General features: G+C 29.8%; 17 protein-coding genes. 15 read left to right on the forward strand and 2 right to left on the reverse strand.

From position 1 onward, the window contains the following. Positions 1-265 precede the first annotated feature (265 nt). The 3 genes from IR152_RS11385 (at position 266) to IR152_RS11395 (ending at position 2,762) form a co-directional block, all read left to right on the forward strand. Positions 266-574 carry a PTS fructose-like transporter subunit IIB gene (locus IR152_RS11385; RefSeq protein ID WP_227452061.1) on the forward strand — a complete coding sequence of 103 codons (309 nt, stop codon included), beginning with the start codon at positions 266-268 and terminating at the stop codon, positions 572-574. A gap of 103 nt (positions 575-677) precedes the next feature. Continuing rightward, a complete protein-coding gene (locus IR152_RS11390) occupies positions 678-1,943 on the forward strand; it encodes a class II D-tagatose-bisphosphate aldolase non-catalytic subunit (protein WP_227452065.1) in 1,266 nt (421 codons plus the stop codon). 87 nt (positions 1,944-2,030) lie between these two features. Next, on the forward strand, positions 2,031-2,762 hold the full coding sequence (locus IR152_RS11395) for an HAD family hydrolase (protein WP_227452066.1): 732 nt from the start codon (positions 2,031-2,033) through the stop codon (positions 2,760-2,762). Between the two features lie 167 nt (positions 2,763-2,929). On the opposite strand, the gene IR152_RS11400 is transcribed toward IR152_RS11395, so the two are convergent. Continuing rightward, positions 2,930-3,223 (reverse strand): spore coat protein, encoded by a 294-nt coding sequence (locus tag IR152_RS11400; RefSeq protein ID WP_227452068.1) that lies wholly within the window; start codon positions 3,221-3,223, stop codon positions 2,930-2,932. 5 nt (positions 3,224-3,228) lie between these two features. Beyond that, positions 3,229-3,444, reverse strand: a complete 216-nt coding sequence (locus tag IR152_RS11405; protein ID WP_003420960.1) for a hypothetical protein — start codon at positions 3,442-3,444, stop codon at positions 3,229-3,231. A gap of 901 nt (positions 3,445-4,345) precedes the next feature. Here IR152_RS11405 and purE point away from each other — a divergent pair. The 12 genes from purE to rfbB all read left to right on the forward strand — a co-directional run bounded on the left by purE (position 4,346) and on the right by rfbB (position 18,863). Then, on the forward strand, positions 4,346-4,822 hold the full coding sequence (purE, locus tag IR152_RS11410) for a 5-(carboxyamino)imidazole ribonucleotide mutase (protein ID WP_003420964.1): 477 nt from the start codon (positions 4,346-4,348) through the stop codon (positions 4,820-4,822). Positions 4,823-4,827: 5 nt separating this feature from the next. Further along, complete coding sequence (purC, locus tag IR152_RS11415) at positions 4,828-5,526, forward strand: phosphoribosylaminoimidazolesuccinocarboxamide synthase (protein ID WP_227452069.1); 699 nt, start codon at positions 4,828-4,830, stop codon at positions 5,524-5,526. Between the two features lie 11 nt (positions 5,527-5,537). Then, positions 5,538-6,905 carry an amidophosphoribosyltransferase gene (purF, locus tag IR152_RS11420; protein WP_227452072.1) on the forward strand — a complete coding sequence of 456 codons (1,368 nt, stop codon included), beginning with the start codon at positions 5,538-5,540 and terminating at the stop codon, positions 6,903-6,905. After that, the gene (gene purM / locus IR152_RS11425) at positions 6,899-7,975 is read left to right on the forward strand and encodes a phosphoribosylformylglycinamidine cyclo-ligase (protein WP_227452074.1); all 1,077 of its coding nucleotides are present in this window, start codon (positions 6,899-6,901) and stop codon (positions 7,973-7,975) included. The genes purF and purM overlap by 7 nt, the downstream gene beginning before the upstream one ends. Continuing rightward, the gene (gene purN / locus IR152_RS11430) at positions 7,969-8,562 is read left to right on the forward strand and encodes a phosphoribosylglycinamide formyltransferase (protein WP_227452076.1); all 594 of its coding nucleotides are present in this window, start codon (positions 7,969-7,971) and stop codon (positions 8,560-8,562) included. The genes purM and purN overlap by 7 nt, the downstream gene beginning before the upstream one ends. Beyond that, complete coding sequence (gene purH, locus IR152_RS11435) at positions 8,555-10,087, forward strand: bifunctional phosphoribosylaminoimidazolecarboxamide formyltransferase/IMP cyclohydrolase (RefSeq protein WP_227452078.1); 1,533 nt, start codon at positions 8,555-8,557, stop codon at positions 10,085-10,087. Before purN ends, purH begins: the two co-directional genes overlap by 8 nt. A 10-nt stretch (positions 10,088-10,097) precedes the next feature. Continuing rightward, positions 10,098-11,348: a phosphoribosylamine--glycine ligase gene (purD, locus tag IR152_RS11440; RefSeq protein ID WP_227452080.1), complete on the forward strand. Its 1,251-nt coding sequence runs from the start codon at positions 10,098-10,100 to the stop codon at positions 11,346-11,348. Between the two features lie 24 nt (positions 11,349-11,372). Further along, the gene (locus IR152_RS11445) at positions 11,373-15,179 is read left to right on the forward strand and encodes a phosphoribosylformylglycinamidine synthase (protein WP_227452082.1); all 3,807 of its coding nucleotides are present in this window, start codon (positions 11,373-11,375) and stop codon (positions 15,177-15,179) included. Positions 15,180-15,383: 204 nt separating this feature from the next. Continuing rightward, complete coding sequence (gene rfbD, locus IR152_RS11450; RefSeq protein ID WP_227452084.1) at positions 15,384-16,256, forward strand: dTDP-4-dehydrorhamnose reductase; 873 nt, start codon at positions 15,384-15,386, stop codon at positions 16,254-16,256. 106 nt (positions 16,257-16,362) lie between these two features. Beyond that, on the forward strand, positions 16,363-17,232 hold the full coding sequence (gene rfbA, locus IR152_RS11455; RefSeq protein WP_227452086.1) for a glucose-1-phosphate thymidylyltransferase RfbA: 870 nt from the start codon (positions 16,363-16,365) through the stop codon (positions 17,230-17,232). A 51-nt stretch (positions 17,233-17,283) separates the two neighbouring features. Continuing rightward, the gene (gene rfbC, locus IR152_RS11460; protein ID WP_227452088.1) at positions 17,284-17,841 is read left to right on the forward strand and encodes a dTDP-4-dehydrorhamnose 3,5-epimerase; all 558 of its coding nucleotides are present in this window, start codon (positions 17,284-17,286) and stop codon (positions 17,839-17,841) included. A gap of 38 nt (positions 17,842-17,879) precedes the next feature. Continuing rightward, entirely contained in the window at positions 17,880-18,863 is a 984-nt protein-coding gene (gene rfbB / locus IR152_RS11465; RefSeq protein ID WP_227452089.1) for a dTDP-glucose 4,6-dehydratase, read from the forward strand. Positions 18,864-18,890: the final 27 nt, after the last annotated feature.

Raw genomic sequence — 18,890 nt, forward strand, 5'->3', positions numbered from 1 at the left:
GATAAACAAGTAAGTAAAACTATAAATCAAAGAGCCAAGTATGATAAGACTTCAAAATCAAAGGACATTATCATAATGGCTAAAGATAAGAAGATAAAAGAATTAGAAGAAGAAAATAAAAAACTCAAAGAACAATTAGAGGTTCTTAGAGGTAAATTATATGAAAAATTATAGACTACATAAAATATATGTAGTCTATGTATAAAACAAGTAAGATTAAGTCTTGTGTTGAGATATACACGAGATATAAAGAGGAGATAAGAATATGAAAATTGTAGCAGTAACATCTTGTCCTAGTGGAGTAGCACATACTTATATGTCAGCTGAATCACTTGAATTATCAGCAAAAAAATTTGGTATAGAAATAAAGGTTGAGACTCAAGGAAGTTCTGGGATAGATAATGAATTGTCACTTAAAGAGATTGAGGAAGCAGATTGTGTAATACTAACTAATGATGTTGAAATCAGAAATATGGATAGATTTAAAGGGAAGAAAGTTGTAAGAATGAGTGTTTCTGACATAATTAAGAAATCTGATGCATTAATTAAGAAAATAAAAGATACTTTTCAATAAAGTTTGATTTATCTTACATATAGCATAAAGATGTTTTTAATGAGGTTTTTGTTAGAAACGTCTTTGAAAACATTTTAAAAATAGAATAAAAGGAGATATAGTCATGAAGAAGTTACCAATAAAGACTGTCGTACAAAGATTACTAGACTTACAAGAAGAGGGGAGAAGTGCAACGCTTTTAGGAATTGGTCCTATGTCACCAAACTTGTTACAAGCAAGTTTTGAACTAGCAAAAGATTATGATTTTCCTTTAATGTTTATTGCAAGTAGAAATCAAGTAGATGCAGATGAACTAGGTGGTGGTTATGTAAATGGATGGAATCAAGAAACTTTTACAAAGGATATTAAGAAAATAGCTGATAAAGTTGGATTTGATGGTTTGTATTACTTATGTAGAGACCACGGTGGTCCATGGCAAAGAGACAAAGAAAGAAATGACCATTTACCTGTTGATGAAGCAATGGAGTTAGGAAAAAAATCTTATTTAGCAGACATTGAGGCAGGTTTTGACTTATTAATGATTGACCCTACAAAAGACCCCTTTGAAATTGGAAAGGTAATTCCATTAGATGTAGTATTAGAAAGAACTGTAGAATTGATTGAATATTGTGAGAATGAAAGAAAAAGACTTAATCTACCAGATATAGGCTATGAAGTTGGTACAGAAGAAACAAATGGAGGTCTGACTTCAACTGAGACGTATGAAACATTTATAACTAGGTTAAAGGTTGAGCTTGATAAGAGAGATTTGCCAATGCCAACATTTATAGTTGGTCAAACTGGTACTTTAACTAGAAAGACAGAACAAGTAGGAACTTTTAACTTTAGAAATGCTTATGATTTAGCTCAAATGGCTAAGAAATATGGAGTTGGTTTAAAAGAGCATAATGGTGATTACTTAGATGATGTAACGTTATTAGAACATATACCATCTCAAATTATTGCTACAAATGTAGCTCCTCAATATGGTACTGAAGAAACTAGAGCATATTTAAAATTAGCAGAAGTTGAGCGTAAATTAGAAAAAGAGGGTCTAGTTGAGAAAACTTCTAATATCAGACATGTTCTTCTTGTAAATGCAATCGAATGTGGACGTTGGAGAAAATGGGTAATAGGAGAACAAAAAGATTTAACTGCTGAAGAAATATTTAAGAATGAAGCTTTATCTAATGAAATATTAGATATTGCAGGACATTATACATTTAATAATGATGATGTTAAAAAAGAAATAAAAGTGCTTTATGCTAATTTAAGTAAGAACAACATTGATGGTCAAAGATTTGTTGTAGACCATATTAAACGTCCTTTGCGTGATTATGCAGAATGTTATAATTTAAAAGGTGTTACTACAAGGATTTTAAATAAATAATAGGATTTATAGTGGTGAGTATTGTTATACTAGGTATTTATAGTTATAATTATACTTACCACTATTAAATTTAGGAGGACTAATATTTTGATTAATTTAATTTTTGATGTAGATGATACTTTATATAATCAATTGACACCTTTTTATATTGCATATAATAAAGTGTTTTCTTCAATAAAGGATGTTTCTATTGAAGATTTATATATAAGTAGTAGAAAGTATAGTGACGAAGTGTTCCATTTGACAGAGAGTGGAGAGATGCCAATTAAAGAAATGCATATTTATAGAATAATGAAAGCTTTTGAGGAGTTGGGAAATTCCATTACAGAAAAAGATGCACAAAGTTTTCAAGATGAGTATGTATATCAACAATCACAAATTACCTTAATACCAGAAGTTGAGCAAGTTTTAAATTTTTCTAAAGAAAGAAATATTAATCTAGGAATTATAACTAATGGTCCATCAGACCATCAAAGAATGAAGTTAAAGCAGTTAAATGTTGAGAAATGGGTTAATAAAAGTAATATTTTTATCTCTAGTGAGGTTGGTTTTTCTAAGCCAGATACTAATATTTTTAGAGTGGCTGAGAATGTTATGAATTTAGAAAGAGAAAATACATACTATGTGGGTGATTCTTATAAAAATGATGTTGTAGGTGCTAAAAAAGCTGGATGGAAGAGTATATGGATTAATCAGAGGGGGTATGGGATAGAAGATTTGTTTTATAAGCCTGATTTTGTAATTTTGGAACATAGGGACTTGTTGTCTTTATTTATAAAAATATCTAGTAAAAAAAATGTTAATAATAGAATTGTCTAAAATAATCAAAAATAACTATATAAAACTATATATTTATATTGTGAGCATCTATTTTATATTAAAAAATAGATTATTTAGAAGAAGGGGAAATCTTAAAATAAAAATTTAAGTATCCCCTTTTTATTATTTAGTTAAAATGAAATAGTTAGAAATATATTTTATTTAGTTTAGTCAATAACATTTTGGGATTCTTTATAGCTACATGTTAACTGTTGAATAGGTTTATCATATGGTTTAACCCATCCTTTATTAATACTTAACTCTGTAAGTGCTGTATGACCTTCAACCATTTGAGTTAGTGAAGCTGAATATATAGCTCTCAATTCAGGTGTACTACTTGTTAATGCAGAATTAAGATACATATTGGCAGATGCTTTAGCAGATGAAAGCATACTTAATATTATTACTTTATCGTCTATATAAGTATTGTTTTTAATTAGATTTTCTATCATATTTCTCATATTATCTATACCTCCTCAGAAATTAGTATCTCATTTTCAACTATAAATTGTTGTATAGCTTTAATTCTTCCTTCTGTTGCTAATATACTAGATTCTGATTGTCTTTTTAGGTCTTCATCTGATATTAACATATTTATTGCTCTTTGCATAAGTAATCCATCAGATTCCATTTTTATAACAGCTGCTAAAGATATTTTTTCAGTTTCTGAAAGTATTCTCATTTAATCATCTCCTATATTGTAATTTATTCTTTAATATTATGTCTTCCTTTTTAATGAAATAACCATAACATTTTTTTACAGTATCTTATATTCTATTTATATCAAATTTTAATCAACTCATAAAATTTTTTAGGAGGATAAAATGAATTTTAAAAATAAAACCAAAGTATTAAGTTTATGTTTAATATCAATACTAATGATATTTACATCGTGTACGAATCCTAAAAGAGGGAAACAACTGAAATCAATATATTAGCAACTATAGACTTACATGGAGAAGTTACATATAATATAGCTTAAAAAATAAATAAAGAAAAAAGAACCTAATATGACATTAGTAGATTTTTATGAGTCAGATGGTTTAAGACAATGGAGCAATATCCTAGTGAGGCTTGAGATGTTTACGGAAACGATGACATAGTTAAAAAAGAAATGACTATAATTATACAAATGAATGAAGTTAAATATGATTCAGTAGTATTTGGTAATCATAAGTCTGTTGCCATCTCTAAAAAATGATTTACTGTTAACTAATATATAAATAATATTAGAAAAGAAGGTTTATATCATGATATTTAATAGGCATTCTTTTAAAAAAGAGTTGATAAAGTAAAAAAGAAGTAACAAAAAATAATATATAAAAATTCAAAAAAGGAGTTAAATTTAAAAGTTGATTAAAAAAATCAATCTTGAGACTATCCATTTTTTATTTTAACAAAAAAATATAAATAAAGTTCGATAAATGGAGAATGAAAAAAATACAAGAAATATTTTTTTTTAAAATCTCAAAAAAGAGTTGATAATATATGTATATTAATATAAAATTTAAGGTGTATAATTCGTATAATAATACGAATGATTTAGAGTATAAAATAACTTATAAACGGAGAGGGGAAGTCTAATGAAAGTAGCAGTAGTTATGGGTTCAAAATCAGATTATCCAAAATTAGAAGAAGGGATAAAACTGCTTGAAAAATATGGAATAGAGGTTGTAGCAAGAGCATTATCAGCTCATAGAACACCAGAACAACTTTCAACATTCCTAAAAGAAATAGAAGATGATACTGATGTAATAATAGCAGCAGCAGGAAAGGCAGCACATCTACCAGGTGTAATAGCTTCACAAACACTAATTCCTGTAATAGGATTACCTATTAAATCATCAACTATGGATGGACTAGACTCACTTTTATCGATAGTTCAAATGCCAAAAGGAATACCAGTTGCGACAGTTACAATAGATTTAGGTTTAAACGCAGCTTTATTGGCACTACAAATAATGACTTTAAAATATCCAAAATTAAAAGAGGATTTGAAATCATATAGAGAAGAGATGGCACAAAAGGTGCTAGAAGACGACAAAAATTTAAGGGGGTAGCAGAAATGTTATTATATGAAGGAAAAGCAAAACAAGTATATTCTACAGATAATGAAAATGAATATGTTGTTTATTATAAAGATGATGCAACAGCATTTAATGGAGAGAAAAAAGCAGAAATATCTTCAAAAGGTATACTAAATAATAAGATATCAACAATAATCTTTGAAATGTTAAAAGAAAATAATATAAATACTCACTTTATAAAAAGTTTATCAGATAGAGAAATGTTAGTTAAAAAAGTAGAGATTTTACCATTAGAAGTAATAGTAAGAAATATTGCTGCTGGTTCTATCTGTAAAAGAGTTGGTCTTGAAGAAGGTGTAGTTTTTGATGAGCCAATCTTTGAAATAAGCTACAAAAATGATGATTATGGAGACCCAATGCTAAATGATGATTATGCAGTAGCAATGAAATTAGCAACTAGAGAAGAATTAAAGTTTTTAAGAGAAGAAACTTTAAAAATAAATGAGTTACTAAAAGCATTTTTCTTAAAATTAAACCTAAAGTTAGTTGACTTTAAAATAGAATTTGGTAAAGATTCTGAAGGAAATATAATATTGGCAGATGAAGTGTCACCAGACACTTGTAGACTTTGGGATGTAAATACAAATGAAAAGTTAGATAAGGACAGATTTAGAAGAGACCTTGGAGACCTTGTAGAAGGTTATACAGAAGTACTTTCAAGAATGAATAATAAATAGGAGGCAAATGTATGTGTGGAGTTTTAGGGATTTACTCTAATAAAGATGTAACTAAAGAACTGTATTATTCTTTATATTCTATGCAACACAGGGGGCAAGAAAGCTGTGGTTTAGCTCTTTTAGATGATGGAGAAATTAAGTACAAAAAAGATATGGGATTAGTTGGAGATGTTTTTAAGGAAAGTGAATTATCTAAGTTAAAAGGAAACATAGGGATTGGACATGTTAGATATTCAACAGCTGGAGGAAGTCATGTTTCTAACTGTCAACCTTTAGTTGGAAGCTGTAGAAAAAGACAATTAGCCATAGCTCATAATGGAAATCTAGTTAATGCAAATTATTTAAAAGACATGCTAGAAGAAGATGGATATATGTTCCAAACTAATTCAGATACAGAAGTGATTTTATATATACTTGCGAGATATTATAAAGGGGATATAGTAGAAAGTTTAAAAGTGACAATGGATTATATAAAAGGTGCATATGCTCTTGTAATAATGAGTCAAGAAGAATTGGTTGCAGTTAGAGACCCACATGGATTCAGACCTCTTGTACTTGGTAAAAAGGGTGACGAATATATATTTGCATCAGAAAATTGTGCAATAGATATACTTGGCGGAGAAGTTATAAGAGATGTGGAGCCAGGAGAAATAATAGTAGTTAAAGATGGAGAATTAAAATCATACTTTTATTCAGAAAATTACAAGCCAGTTAAGAAGAGTTGTATATTTGAACACATATACTTTGCAAGAAATGATGCAACTATAGACAATGTAAATGCATATGAATTTAGAATTAAATGTGGTGAAAGATTAGCTCAAAATGAAAATGTAAATGCAGATATGGTAGTTCCAGTTCCAGATTCAGGTTGGCCAGGAGCTATTGGTTATGCAAATGCTAGTGGATTAAAAATAAGTGAAGGCTTAGTTAAAAATAGATATGTAGGAAGAACATTTATAAAACCTACACAAGAAGAAAGAGAAATAGCAGTAAAAATAAAATTAAATCCTCTTTCAACAATAATAAAAGGAAAATCTATAATTTTAGTAGATGATTCAATTGTAAGAGGAACTACATCTAAACAGTTAGTAAAATCTTTAAGAGAAGCAGGAGCAAAAGAAATTCATCTTAGAATAACATCTCCTCCAGTAGCTTACTCTTGTTACTATGGAATAGATACTCCAAATCGTTCTAAATTAATTGCATCAAGTAACAACGTAGAAGAAATGAGAGAATATATTGGATGTGATAGTTTAAAATTCCTAGATATAGAAGGAATGTTAGATGCAACAGAAAATAAGTCTACTTTCTGTAAAGCTTGTTTTGATGGAGAATACCCAGTTAAGAAAATTGATAAGGAGGAACTACTTTCATGTTAACATATAAAGAATCAGGTGTAGATATAGACGAAGGAAATAGAGCAGTAGACCTTATAAAAAGTAAAATAAAAGGAACTTATGATGGAAATGTGGTTGGAGATTTAGGTAACTTCAGTGGATTATACAGTTTAAAAGATTTTGTGGGAATGAAAGAACCAGTTTTGCTTGCATCTACAGATGGTGTTGGGACTAAGTTAAAAATAGCTCAAATGATGGACAAGCATGATACTGTTGGAATAGATTTAGTTGCAATGTGTGTAAATGATTTAATTTGTCAAGGAGCAAAACCATTATTCTTCCTTGATTATATAGCTCTTGGGAAATTAGTTCCTGAGCATATAGAAAAAATAGTTGGTGGAATTGCAGATGGTTGTAAAATGTCTGGTTGTGCATTAATTGGTGGAGAAACTGCTGAAATGCCTGGAATGTATGGAGAAGATGACTATGATTTAGCAGGATTCTCTGTAGGAATAGCAGACAAAGAAAAGATTGTTTCTGGAAACAATGTTAAATCAGAAGATGTATTAGTTGGTATATCTTCAAGTGGAGTACACAGTAATGGATTTTCTTTTATAAGAAAGATATTTTTAGAAACTTACAACTACAAGATGGAACAATATGTTGAAGAACTAGGAATGACAGTTGGGGAAGCGCTTTTAACACCAACTAAAATATATGTTAAATTAGCTTTAGATGTATTAGCTAAACATGATATAAAAGCTATAGCTCACATAACTGGTGGAGGGCTTATAGAAAACATAACAAGAGTTATACCTAAAGGATTAGGATTAGACATCAATAAAAAATCTTGGGAGAAGCCTCCTATATTTAAAATGATAGAAGGTTTTAATGCTGTTGATGAGAGAGAACTTCACAAAAGTTTCAACATGGGTATTGGTCTAGTTTTAATAGTAGATAAAGAAAATGCTGACGATGTTGTAAACTTTATAAATAATAGAGAAAATGACAATGCTGCTTATGTAGATAAAAAATACAGTGAATTATTAGAAGATAAAGCGTATATAATTGGTGAAGTAGTAGATAGTCATGAAGGTGTAGAATTATGCTAAATATAGGAGTTTTAATATCTGGTGGAGGAACAAATTTACAAGCAGTTATAGATGGCACTGAGTCTGGAGAAATAAAAGGTCAGGTTAAGGTAGTTATCTCAAGTAAGCAAGATGCTTATGGCTTAGAGAGAGCTAAAAATCATAACATAAAGGCAATTTGTGAAACTGATGAAGACAAGATAATAGAAATTCTTAAAGAAAATAAAATAGATTTAGTAGTTTTGGCTGGTTATTTAAAAATAATCAGCCCAAAGTTGGTTAATGAGTTTAGAAACAAAATGATAAACATACATCCATCATTAATTCCTTCATTCTGTGGAGCTGGATTCTACGGAGAAAGAGTTCATCAAGGTGTTATAGATTATGGTGCTAAAGTAACTGGTGCTACAGTTCATTTTGTTGATGAAGGTGCTGATACTGGACCAATCATAATGCAAGATGTAGTTAAGGTAAATCAAGATGATGATGCAAAGACACTTGCAAAAAGAGTGTTAGAAGTTGAACATAGGATTTTAAAAGAAAGTATAAGTCTTTTTTGTGAAAATAAATTAAAACTTCAAGGTAGGAGAGTGTTTATAAATGAGTAAGAGAGCTTTAATAAGTGTAACTGACAAGACTGGTGTAGTGGAATTTGCTAAAGAGTTAAATAAGCTAGATTATGAAATTATATCTACAGGAAATACTTTTAAGACATTAAAAGAAAATGGAGTTAATGTAATACAAGTTGAAGATGTTACAAACTTTCCAGAGATATTAGATGGAAGAGTAAAAACATTAAATCCATATATACATGGTGGGATACTTTACAAAAGAGATAAAGAATCTCATGTAGAAACTGTAAATGAACACAAAATACATTCAATAGATTTAGTAGCTGTAAATCTATATGATTTTGAAGGAACTTTAAAAGCTGGAAAAAGCCATGATGAAATGATAGAAAATATAGATATTGGTGGACCATCTATGATACGTTCTGCCGCCAAAAACTACAAAGATGTAATAGTAGTAGTAGATATAAAAGATTATGATTCCATAATAGAAAAATTAAAGACAGACACAATGACATTAGAAGACAGAAAAAAATTATCATATAAAGCTTTCTCAACTACAGGAAGATATGATGCATTAATATCTAGTTATTTTGCTGGAGAAGTTGGAGATACGTATCCTGACATATTAAATTTAACTTTCCAAAAAGAACAAACTTTAAGATATGGAGAAAATCCACATCAAAGTGGTTTCTTATATTCACAATCAAATGCAAAAAATCCAATCTTAAATTATGAGCAATTAGGCGGTAAAGAACTTTCTTTTAACAACTTAAACGATTTACATGGATGTTTAGAAGTAATGAGGGAATTTAAAGATAGCGAAGAAGTAGTTTCAGTAGCTATAAAACATGCTAATTCATGTGGAGTAGGATTAGGAAAAGATGTTTTTGAAGCATATACAAAATGTTATGAAGCAGATAAGGTTTCAATATTTGGTGGAATAGTAGGAATAACTTCTACTATAGACAAAGCTACAGCAGAAAAATTAAATGAAATATTCCTAGAAATAGTAGTAGCATATGATTTTGAACCAGAAGCTTTAGAGATACTTAAGCAAAAGAAAAATCTAAGAATATTAAAATTAGCTAAGATAGAAAATAGTTTACAACCATATGAAATGAAATATTTAGATGGAAAATTATTAATACAAGATAGAAATAATATACTAGCGGAAAAAAGTGAAAATGTAACAAAAGCAAAACCAACAGATGAACAGCTTAAGGACATGGAGTTTGGCATGAGAGTAGTAAAAAATATGAAATCAAATGCAATTGCAATAGTTAAAAATGGACAAACTCTAGCTTTAGGTTGTGGACAAACATCAAGAATTTGGGCATTAAAAAATGCTCTTGAAAATAACAAAGACAAAGATTTTACAGGGGCTGTTTTAGCATCAGATGCATTTTTCCCATTTGATGATTGTGTAACATTAGCTCATGAATATGGAATATCAGCAGTAGTTCAACCAGGAGGTTCTATAAAGGATAAGGATTCAATAGAAGCTTGTGATAAGTATGATATGGTTATGGTATTTACAGGGATAAGACACTTCAAACACTAAGGAGGATATTATGAAGATATTGGTTGTAGGCGGTGGCGGAAGAGAGCATGCTATATGCTGGAAACTAAGCAAAGAAAAGAATGTAGAAAAAATTTATTGCGCACCAGGTAATGCAGGGATTGCAAATGTAGCAGAATGTGTAAATATAGGTGATACTAATATAGAAGAACTTTTAAAATTTGCCAAAGAAAATGAAATAGGTCTGACAATAGTAGGACCAGAAGTACCACTAGTTATGGGAATAGTAAATGAGTTTGAAAAAGAAGGATTAAGAGTATTTGGACCTAATAAAAAATGTGCTCAACTTGAAGGAAGTAAAGCTTTTTCAAAAGATTTTATGATAAAACATAACATACCTACTGCAAAATATAAAGAATATACAAACTTAGAAGAAGCTATATCAGAAATAGATAGCTTTGGATATCCAGTAGTAATAAAAGCGGACGGATTAGCTGCTGGAAAAGGTGTTGTAATACCTGAAAATAGAGAAGATGCTATAGCAACTTTAAAAGAAATGATGTCAGATAAGAAGTTTGGAGATGCTGGAGATAAAATAGTAATTGAAGAGTTTTTAAAAGGAATAGAAACTTCAATTTTGGCATTTGTAGATAATGATACAATAGTTCCTATGGCAAGTGCAAAAGACCATAAGAAAGTAAACAATTATGAACAAGGGCCAAACACTGGGGGAATGGGAACTTTTTCACCTAGTGAAATATATACAGAAGAATTAGCAAATAAAGTAAAAGAGACAGTATTGGAAAAAACTTTAGAAGGCTTCAAAAAAGACGGACTTAATTTTAAGGGTATTTTATTTGTTGGTCTTATGATAACTGAAGATGGAGAGAAAGTACTTGAATATAATGTAAGATTTGGAGACCCTGAGACACAATCTGTTTTATTTAGATTAGAAACAGATTTACATGAGATAATGGAAGCTATATTGGATAATAAATTAAAAGATATAGAAATAAATTATAGTGATGATGAAGCAGTATGTGTTATGCTTACATCAGGAGGGTATCCAGACAGTTATGAAAAAGGAAAAATTATAACTGGTCTTGAAAACTTGGATGATGATATAGTAGTATTCCATAGTGGTACTAAGATGCTTGACGGTAATTTAGTTACTAATGGAGGAAGAGTAATTGGTATAACTGCAAAATCAGCTACTGTTAAGGATGCAGCAGAAAAAGTTTATGAAAATATAAAAAAAGTAAACTTTGAAGGAATGCACTATAGAACAGACATAGGAAGATAATTTTTCTAAAATGGAGGATAAGGTATGTTGAATACTGAAAATAAAGACTCAATGGTTAGAAGAGTACTAGTTGAAAAAAGAGAAGGTTTTGACCTTGAGGCTAAGGCTTTAAAAAAAGACTTGATGGAAAGTTTACACATAGATAATATAGAAAATTTAAGAATATTAAATAGATATGATGTAGAAGGAATATCAGAAGAAGTTTATGAAAATGCAGCAAAGACAATATTTTCTGAACCAAATCTAGATGTAGTATATTATGAAGAAATACCAGAATTAAATGGTGAAAGAGTGTTTGCAATAGAATTTCTTCCTGGTCAATATGACCAAAGAGGTGATTGGGCAGCTCAATGTGTCCAAATCGTAAATCAAGGGATAAGACCTGCTATTAATACAGCAAAAGTTTATATATTATCAGGTAAAATAACTGATGAAGAGTTTTCTAAAATAAAAGATTACTGTATAAATCCAGTAGATAGTAGAGAAGCATCTTTAGAAAAGCCAGAAACGTTAAAAATGGAAACTGAAATACCGACAACAGTTGAAGTATTAGATGGATTTATAGATTTAGATGAAGATGGATTAAGAACGTTTGTAAGTGAAAAAGGGTTGGCAATGACTTTAGGAGATTTACAACACGTTCAAAAATACTTTAAAGATACAGAAAAGAGAAATCCAACTATAACAGAAATAAAAGTTCTAGATACTTATTGGTCTGATCATTGTAGACATACTACTTTTATGACTGAAATAGAAAATGTAAAAATAGAAGATGGTAAGTTTAATGATATCGTAAAAGAAGCGTATCAAATGTATCTTAACTCAAGAGACAATGTATATGTAAACAAACAGAAAGATATATGCTTAATGGATATAGCCACTGTTGCAGTAAAAGAATTAAAGAAAAATGGAAAATTAAATGACCTAGATGAAAGTGAAGAAATAAATGCATGTAGTATAAATGTAGATGTTGAAGTTGATGGTAAGATGGAAAAATATTTAGTAATGTTTAAAAATGAAACTCACAACCATCCAACTGAAATAGAACCATTTGGTGGGGCAGCTACTTGTTTAGGTGGAGCTATAAGAGACCCATTATCAGGAAGAAGTTATGTTTATCAAGCAATGCGTGTTACAGGAAGTGCTGACCCAAGAACAACTTTGGAGAATACTTTGCCTGGAAAACTTATGCAGAGAAAAATAACTACAGAAGCTGCTCATGGTTATAGTTCATATGGTAACCAAATAGGTCTTACAACTGGACAAGTTGCAGAAGTATATGATGAAAACTTCGTTGCAAAGAGAATGGAAATAGGTGCGGTTATAGCAGCAGCACCAAAAGAAAACGTGGTAAGAGAAAGACCTGAAGCAGGAGATGTAATAGTTCTTCTTGGAGGAAAAACAGGAAGAGATGGTTGTGGAGGAGCAACTGGTTCATCTAAAGAACATAGTGAAGAATCAATCTTAACTTGTAGTGCAGAAGTTCAAAAAGGAGATGCTCCTAACGAAAGAAAAATACAAAGATTCTTTAGAAATAAAGAAGTTGCTCAAATGATAAAAAGATGTAATGATTTTGGAGCAGGTGGAGTTTGTGTTGCTATAGGAGAGATTGCTGATAGCTTAGATATAAACTTAGATTTAGTTCCTAAAAAATACGATGGGCTTGATGGAACTGAACTTGCAATTTCAGAATCACAAGAGCGTATGGCAGTAGCTATAAAAAAAGAAAATAAAGATAAATTTATACAATTAGCAGTAGAAGAAAACTTAGAAGCTACACATGTAGCTACAGTAACAGATACAGGATATTTAAGAATGTTCTGGAATGGAAAAGCAATTGTAGATATAAATAGAGAGTTTTTGGATACAAATGGAGTAAAACAAACTACTGATGTCCATGTTACTAAAGTAGATGAAGAAAACACATTCTTTACCTCTAATGAAATAGTAAAAGACGTTAAGTGTGCAAGTATGAAAGACAAATTTATAAAAGTATTATCTGACCTTAATGTTTGTTCTCAAAAAGGATTAGTTGAGATGTTTGATAATACAATTGGTGGTAATACAGTACTTATGCCATTTGGTGGAAAGTACCAAGCTACTCCAACTCAAGGTATGGTTGCTAAGATACCAGTACTTGGAGGAGAAACTAATACTTCTACAATAATGACTTATGGATATAATCCAAAGGTAGGAAAATGGAGTCCATTCCATGGTGCCTTGTATGCAGTAGTAGAATCTGTGTGTAAATTGGTTGCTATTGGAGGAAATTATAGTACAACAAGACTTACATTCCAAGAGTATTTTGAAAAACTTGGTAACAATCCAGAAAAATGGGGTAAACCATTCTCAGCACTTTTAGGAGCATTTTATGCACAAAGTAAATTTGAGATACCTGCTATAGGTGGAAAAGACAGTATGTCTGGTACATTTAAAGATATTGAAGTTCCACCAACATTAGTTTCATTTGCTGTTGATACAGTAGATGCTAGAAAAGTGGTGTCTCCAGAATTTAAAAAAGCAGACTCAAAAGTGGTAATGTTATGTGTAAATAAATCAGAAAATGATGTTATAGATTTTGAAGAGTTAAAGAAAAACTTAGATAAAGTAAGAGAACTTATACATGGAAATAAAGTTTTATCAACATATGCATTAGGATTTGCAGGTGTGGGTGAAGCAATAAGTAAAATGGCTTTTGGTAATAAAATAGGATTTAAGTTTAGTGAAGAAGCTGAAAAAGCATTTACAGATGATAAATTATTTGAGGCTAGTTATGGAAATATAGTACTTGAATTAGCAAATGATGATTTAAGTGTACTAGATGGATATAATTACATCGTACTTGGAAGTACAGTTAAAGAAGCTAGTCTATTCATCAAAGGTGAGGAAATTTCATTAGATGAATTATATAAAGCACATTGTAGTACTTTAGAGCCTATATTCCCAACTAAAGCAGAAGAAGTAAAATCAAAGATAGAAACTATAAGTTATATATCACAAGGAGAGGCTAAAAAATCATCATTAAGTATAGCTACTCCAAGAGTATTTATACCGACATTCCCTGGAACAAACTGTGAATATGACTCTGCAAGAGCATTTGAAAGAGCAGGAGCTAATGCAAATATAAGAGTATTTAAGAATTTAACTTATAAAGATATAGAAGATTCTATAGATACAATAGTAAATGAAATAAAATCTTCTCAAATAATAATGTTACCAGGTGGATTTAGTGCAGGTGATGAGCCAGATGGTTCTGGGAAATTTATAGCTACTGTATTTAGAAATCCTAGAGTACAAGAAGCTATAAATGAGTTTTTAACTAAAAAAGATGGTTTAATGCTAGGTATTTGTAATGGATTCCAAGTACTAATCAAATTAGGATTAGTTCCTTATGGAGAAATAAGAGTTCAAAGTGAAAATGCACCAACACTTACTTACAACAATATTGGTCGTCATCAAGCTAAGATTGCTAGAACTAGAATTTCTTCTAATAAATCTCCTTGGTTGGCTCAAACTAATGTTGGCGACATTCATAATGTAGCAGTTTCTCATGGGGAAGGTAAATTTGTTGCTAGTGAAGAGGTTATGAGGGAATTAATTGCTAATGGACAAGTAGCAACTCAATATGTTGATTTTAATAATGAAGCTACTTATGATATTGAATTTAATCCAAATGGTTCATTCTATGCTGTTGAAGGTATAACTAGTGCTGATGGTAGAGTATTTGGTAAAATGGGACATTCTGAGAGAATTGGTGAGGCAGTGTATAGGAATATCATAGGTGAAAAAGACCAAAAGATATTTGAATCTGGAGTTAAGTATTTTAGATAAGGTTTTTATATTTAATTGGTAATTACAATTTATATTTTGGATATTTAAACTTAGAGAGATGTAATAATATTATGATAAGCATTTAATATTACATCTCTTTTTTATTTATATAAAAATAATATATTCTACTCAAGTTGAAATATAAGCTATGTTATAATTAATTGTTAAGAGAAATTGAATATTTATTGGAGGGAAACACAATTAATGAAAATATTAATAACAGGGTCTAATGGTCAATTGGGAAAAGAGCTAGTTAACCAATTAAAATTAATCAATCGAAGTATGAATCAACCAAAATACACTATATTAGCTACAACAAGAGATGATTTGGATATATCTAATCAAATTAATGTAGATAATTTTATTGTATATAATAAACCTAATATAGTTATAAACTGCGCAGCATATACGAAGGTTGATGCATGTGAGGATAATATAGAGATTGCATATAAAATAAATGCATTAGGAGCAAGAAATTTAGCTGTAGCATCAGAGAAAGTTAATGCCAAACTTGTTCACATATCAACTGATTATGTGTTCAATGGTTTTTCTAAGTATCCATATATAGAAGATAATAAAACTGAACCCAAGTCTGTATATGGGAAAAGTAAACTTATGGGAGAAAAATTTGTGGAACAATTCTCGCACAAGTACTTTATATTGAGAACAGCATGGTTATATGGTGATGGAAATAATTTTGTAAAGACTATGATAAGACTTTCTAAAGGAAATAAAGAAATTAATGTCGTTGATGACCAATTTGGGAGTCCAACAAGTACAGTAGACTTAGCAGAGGTTATAATAAGAATTATGGAAACAGAACATTATGGAGTCTATCATGCTACATGTGAAGGTGAATGCAGTTGGTATGATTTTGCCAAAGAGATATTTGAATTAAAAAATATAGATGTAAAGGTAAATCCAATTAAGAGTAAAGATTTTAAATGTAAGGCTCAAAGACCTCTATATTCTGTATTGGATAATTTCATGTTGAAATTAATTGGCTTAAATTCTTTCAGAAGGTGGGAAGAGTCTATTGAAGAATATTTAAAAGAATATAGCATAAGTGAAAATTAAATTTACTGTTTTTAGAAAAGAGAATAAGATATTATAAAAAATATAAATATTTATTTTATTTATCCGATAATCATAATATGACAAAAAAATTTAAGGATGGAAAAAGATGAAAGGAATTATTTTAGCAGGAGGGTCTGGGACAAGACTATATCCAATAACAAAATGTATATCAAAACAAACACTTCCAATATATGATAAGCCAATGATATATTATCCTATGTCAGTCCTTATGTTGGCAGGTATACAAGAAATACTTATAATATCTACACCAAGAGATATAATAGCATTTGAAGAATTATTTGGAGATGGAAGTTCATTAGGACTTAAAATAACATATGCAATTCAAGAAAAACCAAACGGAATTGCAGAAGCATTTATAATAGGAGAAGAATTTATAGGTAATGATAGTGTATCACTTGTGTTAGGTGATAATATATTTTATGGGTATGGATTTAGTGAGAGACTAGAAAAGGCAGTTCAAAGAAGTGGAGCAACTATATTTGGGTATCATGTTAGTAATCCAAATGCGTTTGGAATCGTGGAATTTGATAAAGAATTAAATGTATTATCAATAGAAGAGAAACCTAATATTCCTAAATCTAATTATGCTATACCAGGATTATATTTTTACGATAGTGATGTTGTAGAGATAGCAAAACTTATTAGACCTTCAGATAGAGGTGAGTTAGAAATAACCTCTATAAATAATGAATATCTAAAGCGAGGAAAACTAAAAGTGGAACTTTTAGGAAGAGGTATGGCTTGGTTGGATACTGGTACACATAAGGGGCTTTTGGATGCTTCTAATTATGTTGAAGTAGTTCAGACAAGGCAGGGATTGTACATAGCATGTTTAGAAGAGATTGCATATACAAAAGGATATATAAGTAGAGAGATGTTAATTGAACTAGCAAAACCACTGATAAAAACTGAGTATGGACAGTATCTATTAAAATTAGCCAATGAAGATATGTAATATGAAATAAAATTTATTATAAATTTTATTTTAATAAGGGAGTTTATTATAATGGGAAAATTTAATTTTATAAAGACAAAACTAAAAGGACTATATATAGCCGAACCAAATGTGTTTTATGATGATAGAGGATATTTTTTTGAGAGCTATAATAAAAAGGATTTTATGGAATTTGGACTTGATATGTGTTTCGTTCAAGACAATGAATCTAGCTCAAGAAGAGGTGTTTTAAGAGGAATGCATTTTCAAACTAAATATCCTCAAGGTAAATTAGTTAGAGTTACAGAGGGAGAGGTATTTGATGTTGCAGTAGATTTAAGGAAAGACTCACAAACATTTGGGAAGTGGGAAGGAGTAGTATTGTCTGATAAAAATAAAAAGCAATTTTATATTCCAGAAGGTTTTGCGCATGGTTTTTTAGTTTTATCAGAGAAAGCAGTATTTAATTATAAGTGTACAAATTATTATTATCCAGAATTTGAAAGTGGTTTTATGTGGAATGACAAGCAGATATCTATTGATTGGCCTTTAGAAGGAATTGAAGAGATCTTTTTATCATTAAAAGATAAAAAGCAAAAGAAATTTGAAGAAATTTATGTAGACATTTAGTGAATTTTTATTATGATTTACATTTTAGGAGAAAAAATATGAAAAAAATACTAATAACTGGAGGAGCAGGATTTATTGGGAGCAATTTTGTACATTATATGATTAATAAGTATTTAGATTATTTTATTGTTAATCTAGACTTGTTGACTTATGCTGGTAATTTAGAAACATTAAGAGAAATACAAGACAAACCCAATTATAAATTTGTTAGAGGAGATATTTCAGATAGAGAACAGATATATAAATTATTCGAAGAAGAAAAGTTTGATGTAGTTGTTAACTTTGCCGCTGAATCTCATGTAGATAGGTCAGTTGAAAATCCTGAGTTATTTATGCAAACAAATATTATAGGAACACAAGTACTTTTAGATGCATGTAGGAAATATGGGATAAAAAGATATCATCAAGTTTCTACAGATGAAGTTTATGGTGATTTACCAATTGATAGAAAGGATTTATTCTTTACAGAAGAATCAGTTATCAATCCAAGTTCCCCTTATTCAGCATCTAAAACAGCAGCAGATTTATTGGTGAACTCTTATTATAGGACATATGGATTACCAACAACTATATCTAGATGTTCAAATAATTATGGACCATATCACTTTCCTGAAAAATTGATACCACTTATGATTTTAAATGCTTTAGAAGACAAACAATTACCGGTGTATGGAAATGGAGAAAATATAAGAGATTGGTTGCATGTATATGATCATTGTACTGCTATAGATTTAATAATACATAGGGGTAAATTTGGTGAGATTTATAATATAGGTGGTCATAACGAAAGAAGTAATGTAGAAGTGGTAAAAACCATATTAAATATTTTAGGTAAATCTGAGGATTTAATATCTTATGTAAATGATAGACCTGGTCATGATTTGAGATATGCTATCGATGCATCTAAGATAGAGCATGAGTTAGGATGGAAAGCGAAATATGATTTTGATTCGGGTATAAAAGAAACTGTTAGATGGTATATAGAAAATGAATCTTGGTGGAAAGCTGTTTTATCAGTTTAATTTTGAAGTTTATAAAATTCAGAAAGG

The organism is Clostridioides sp. ES-S-0108-01, from assembly GCF_020662285.1.
In the GTDB taxonomy this organism is placed as follows: Bacteria; Bacillota; Clostridia; order Peptostreptococcales; family Peptostreptococcaceae; genus Clostridioides.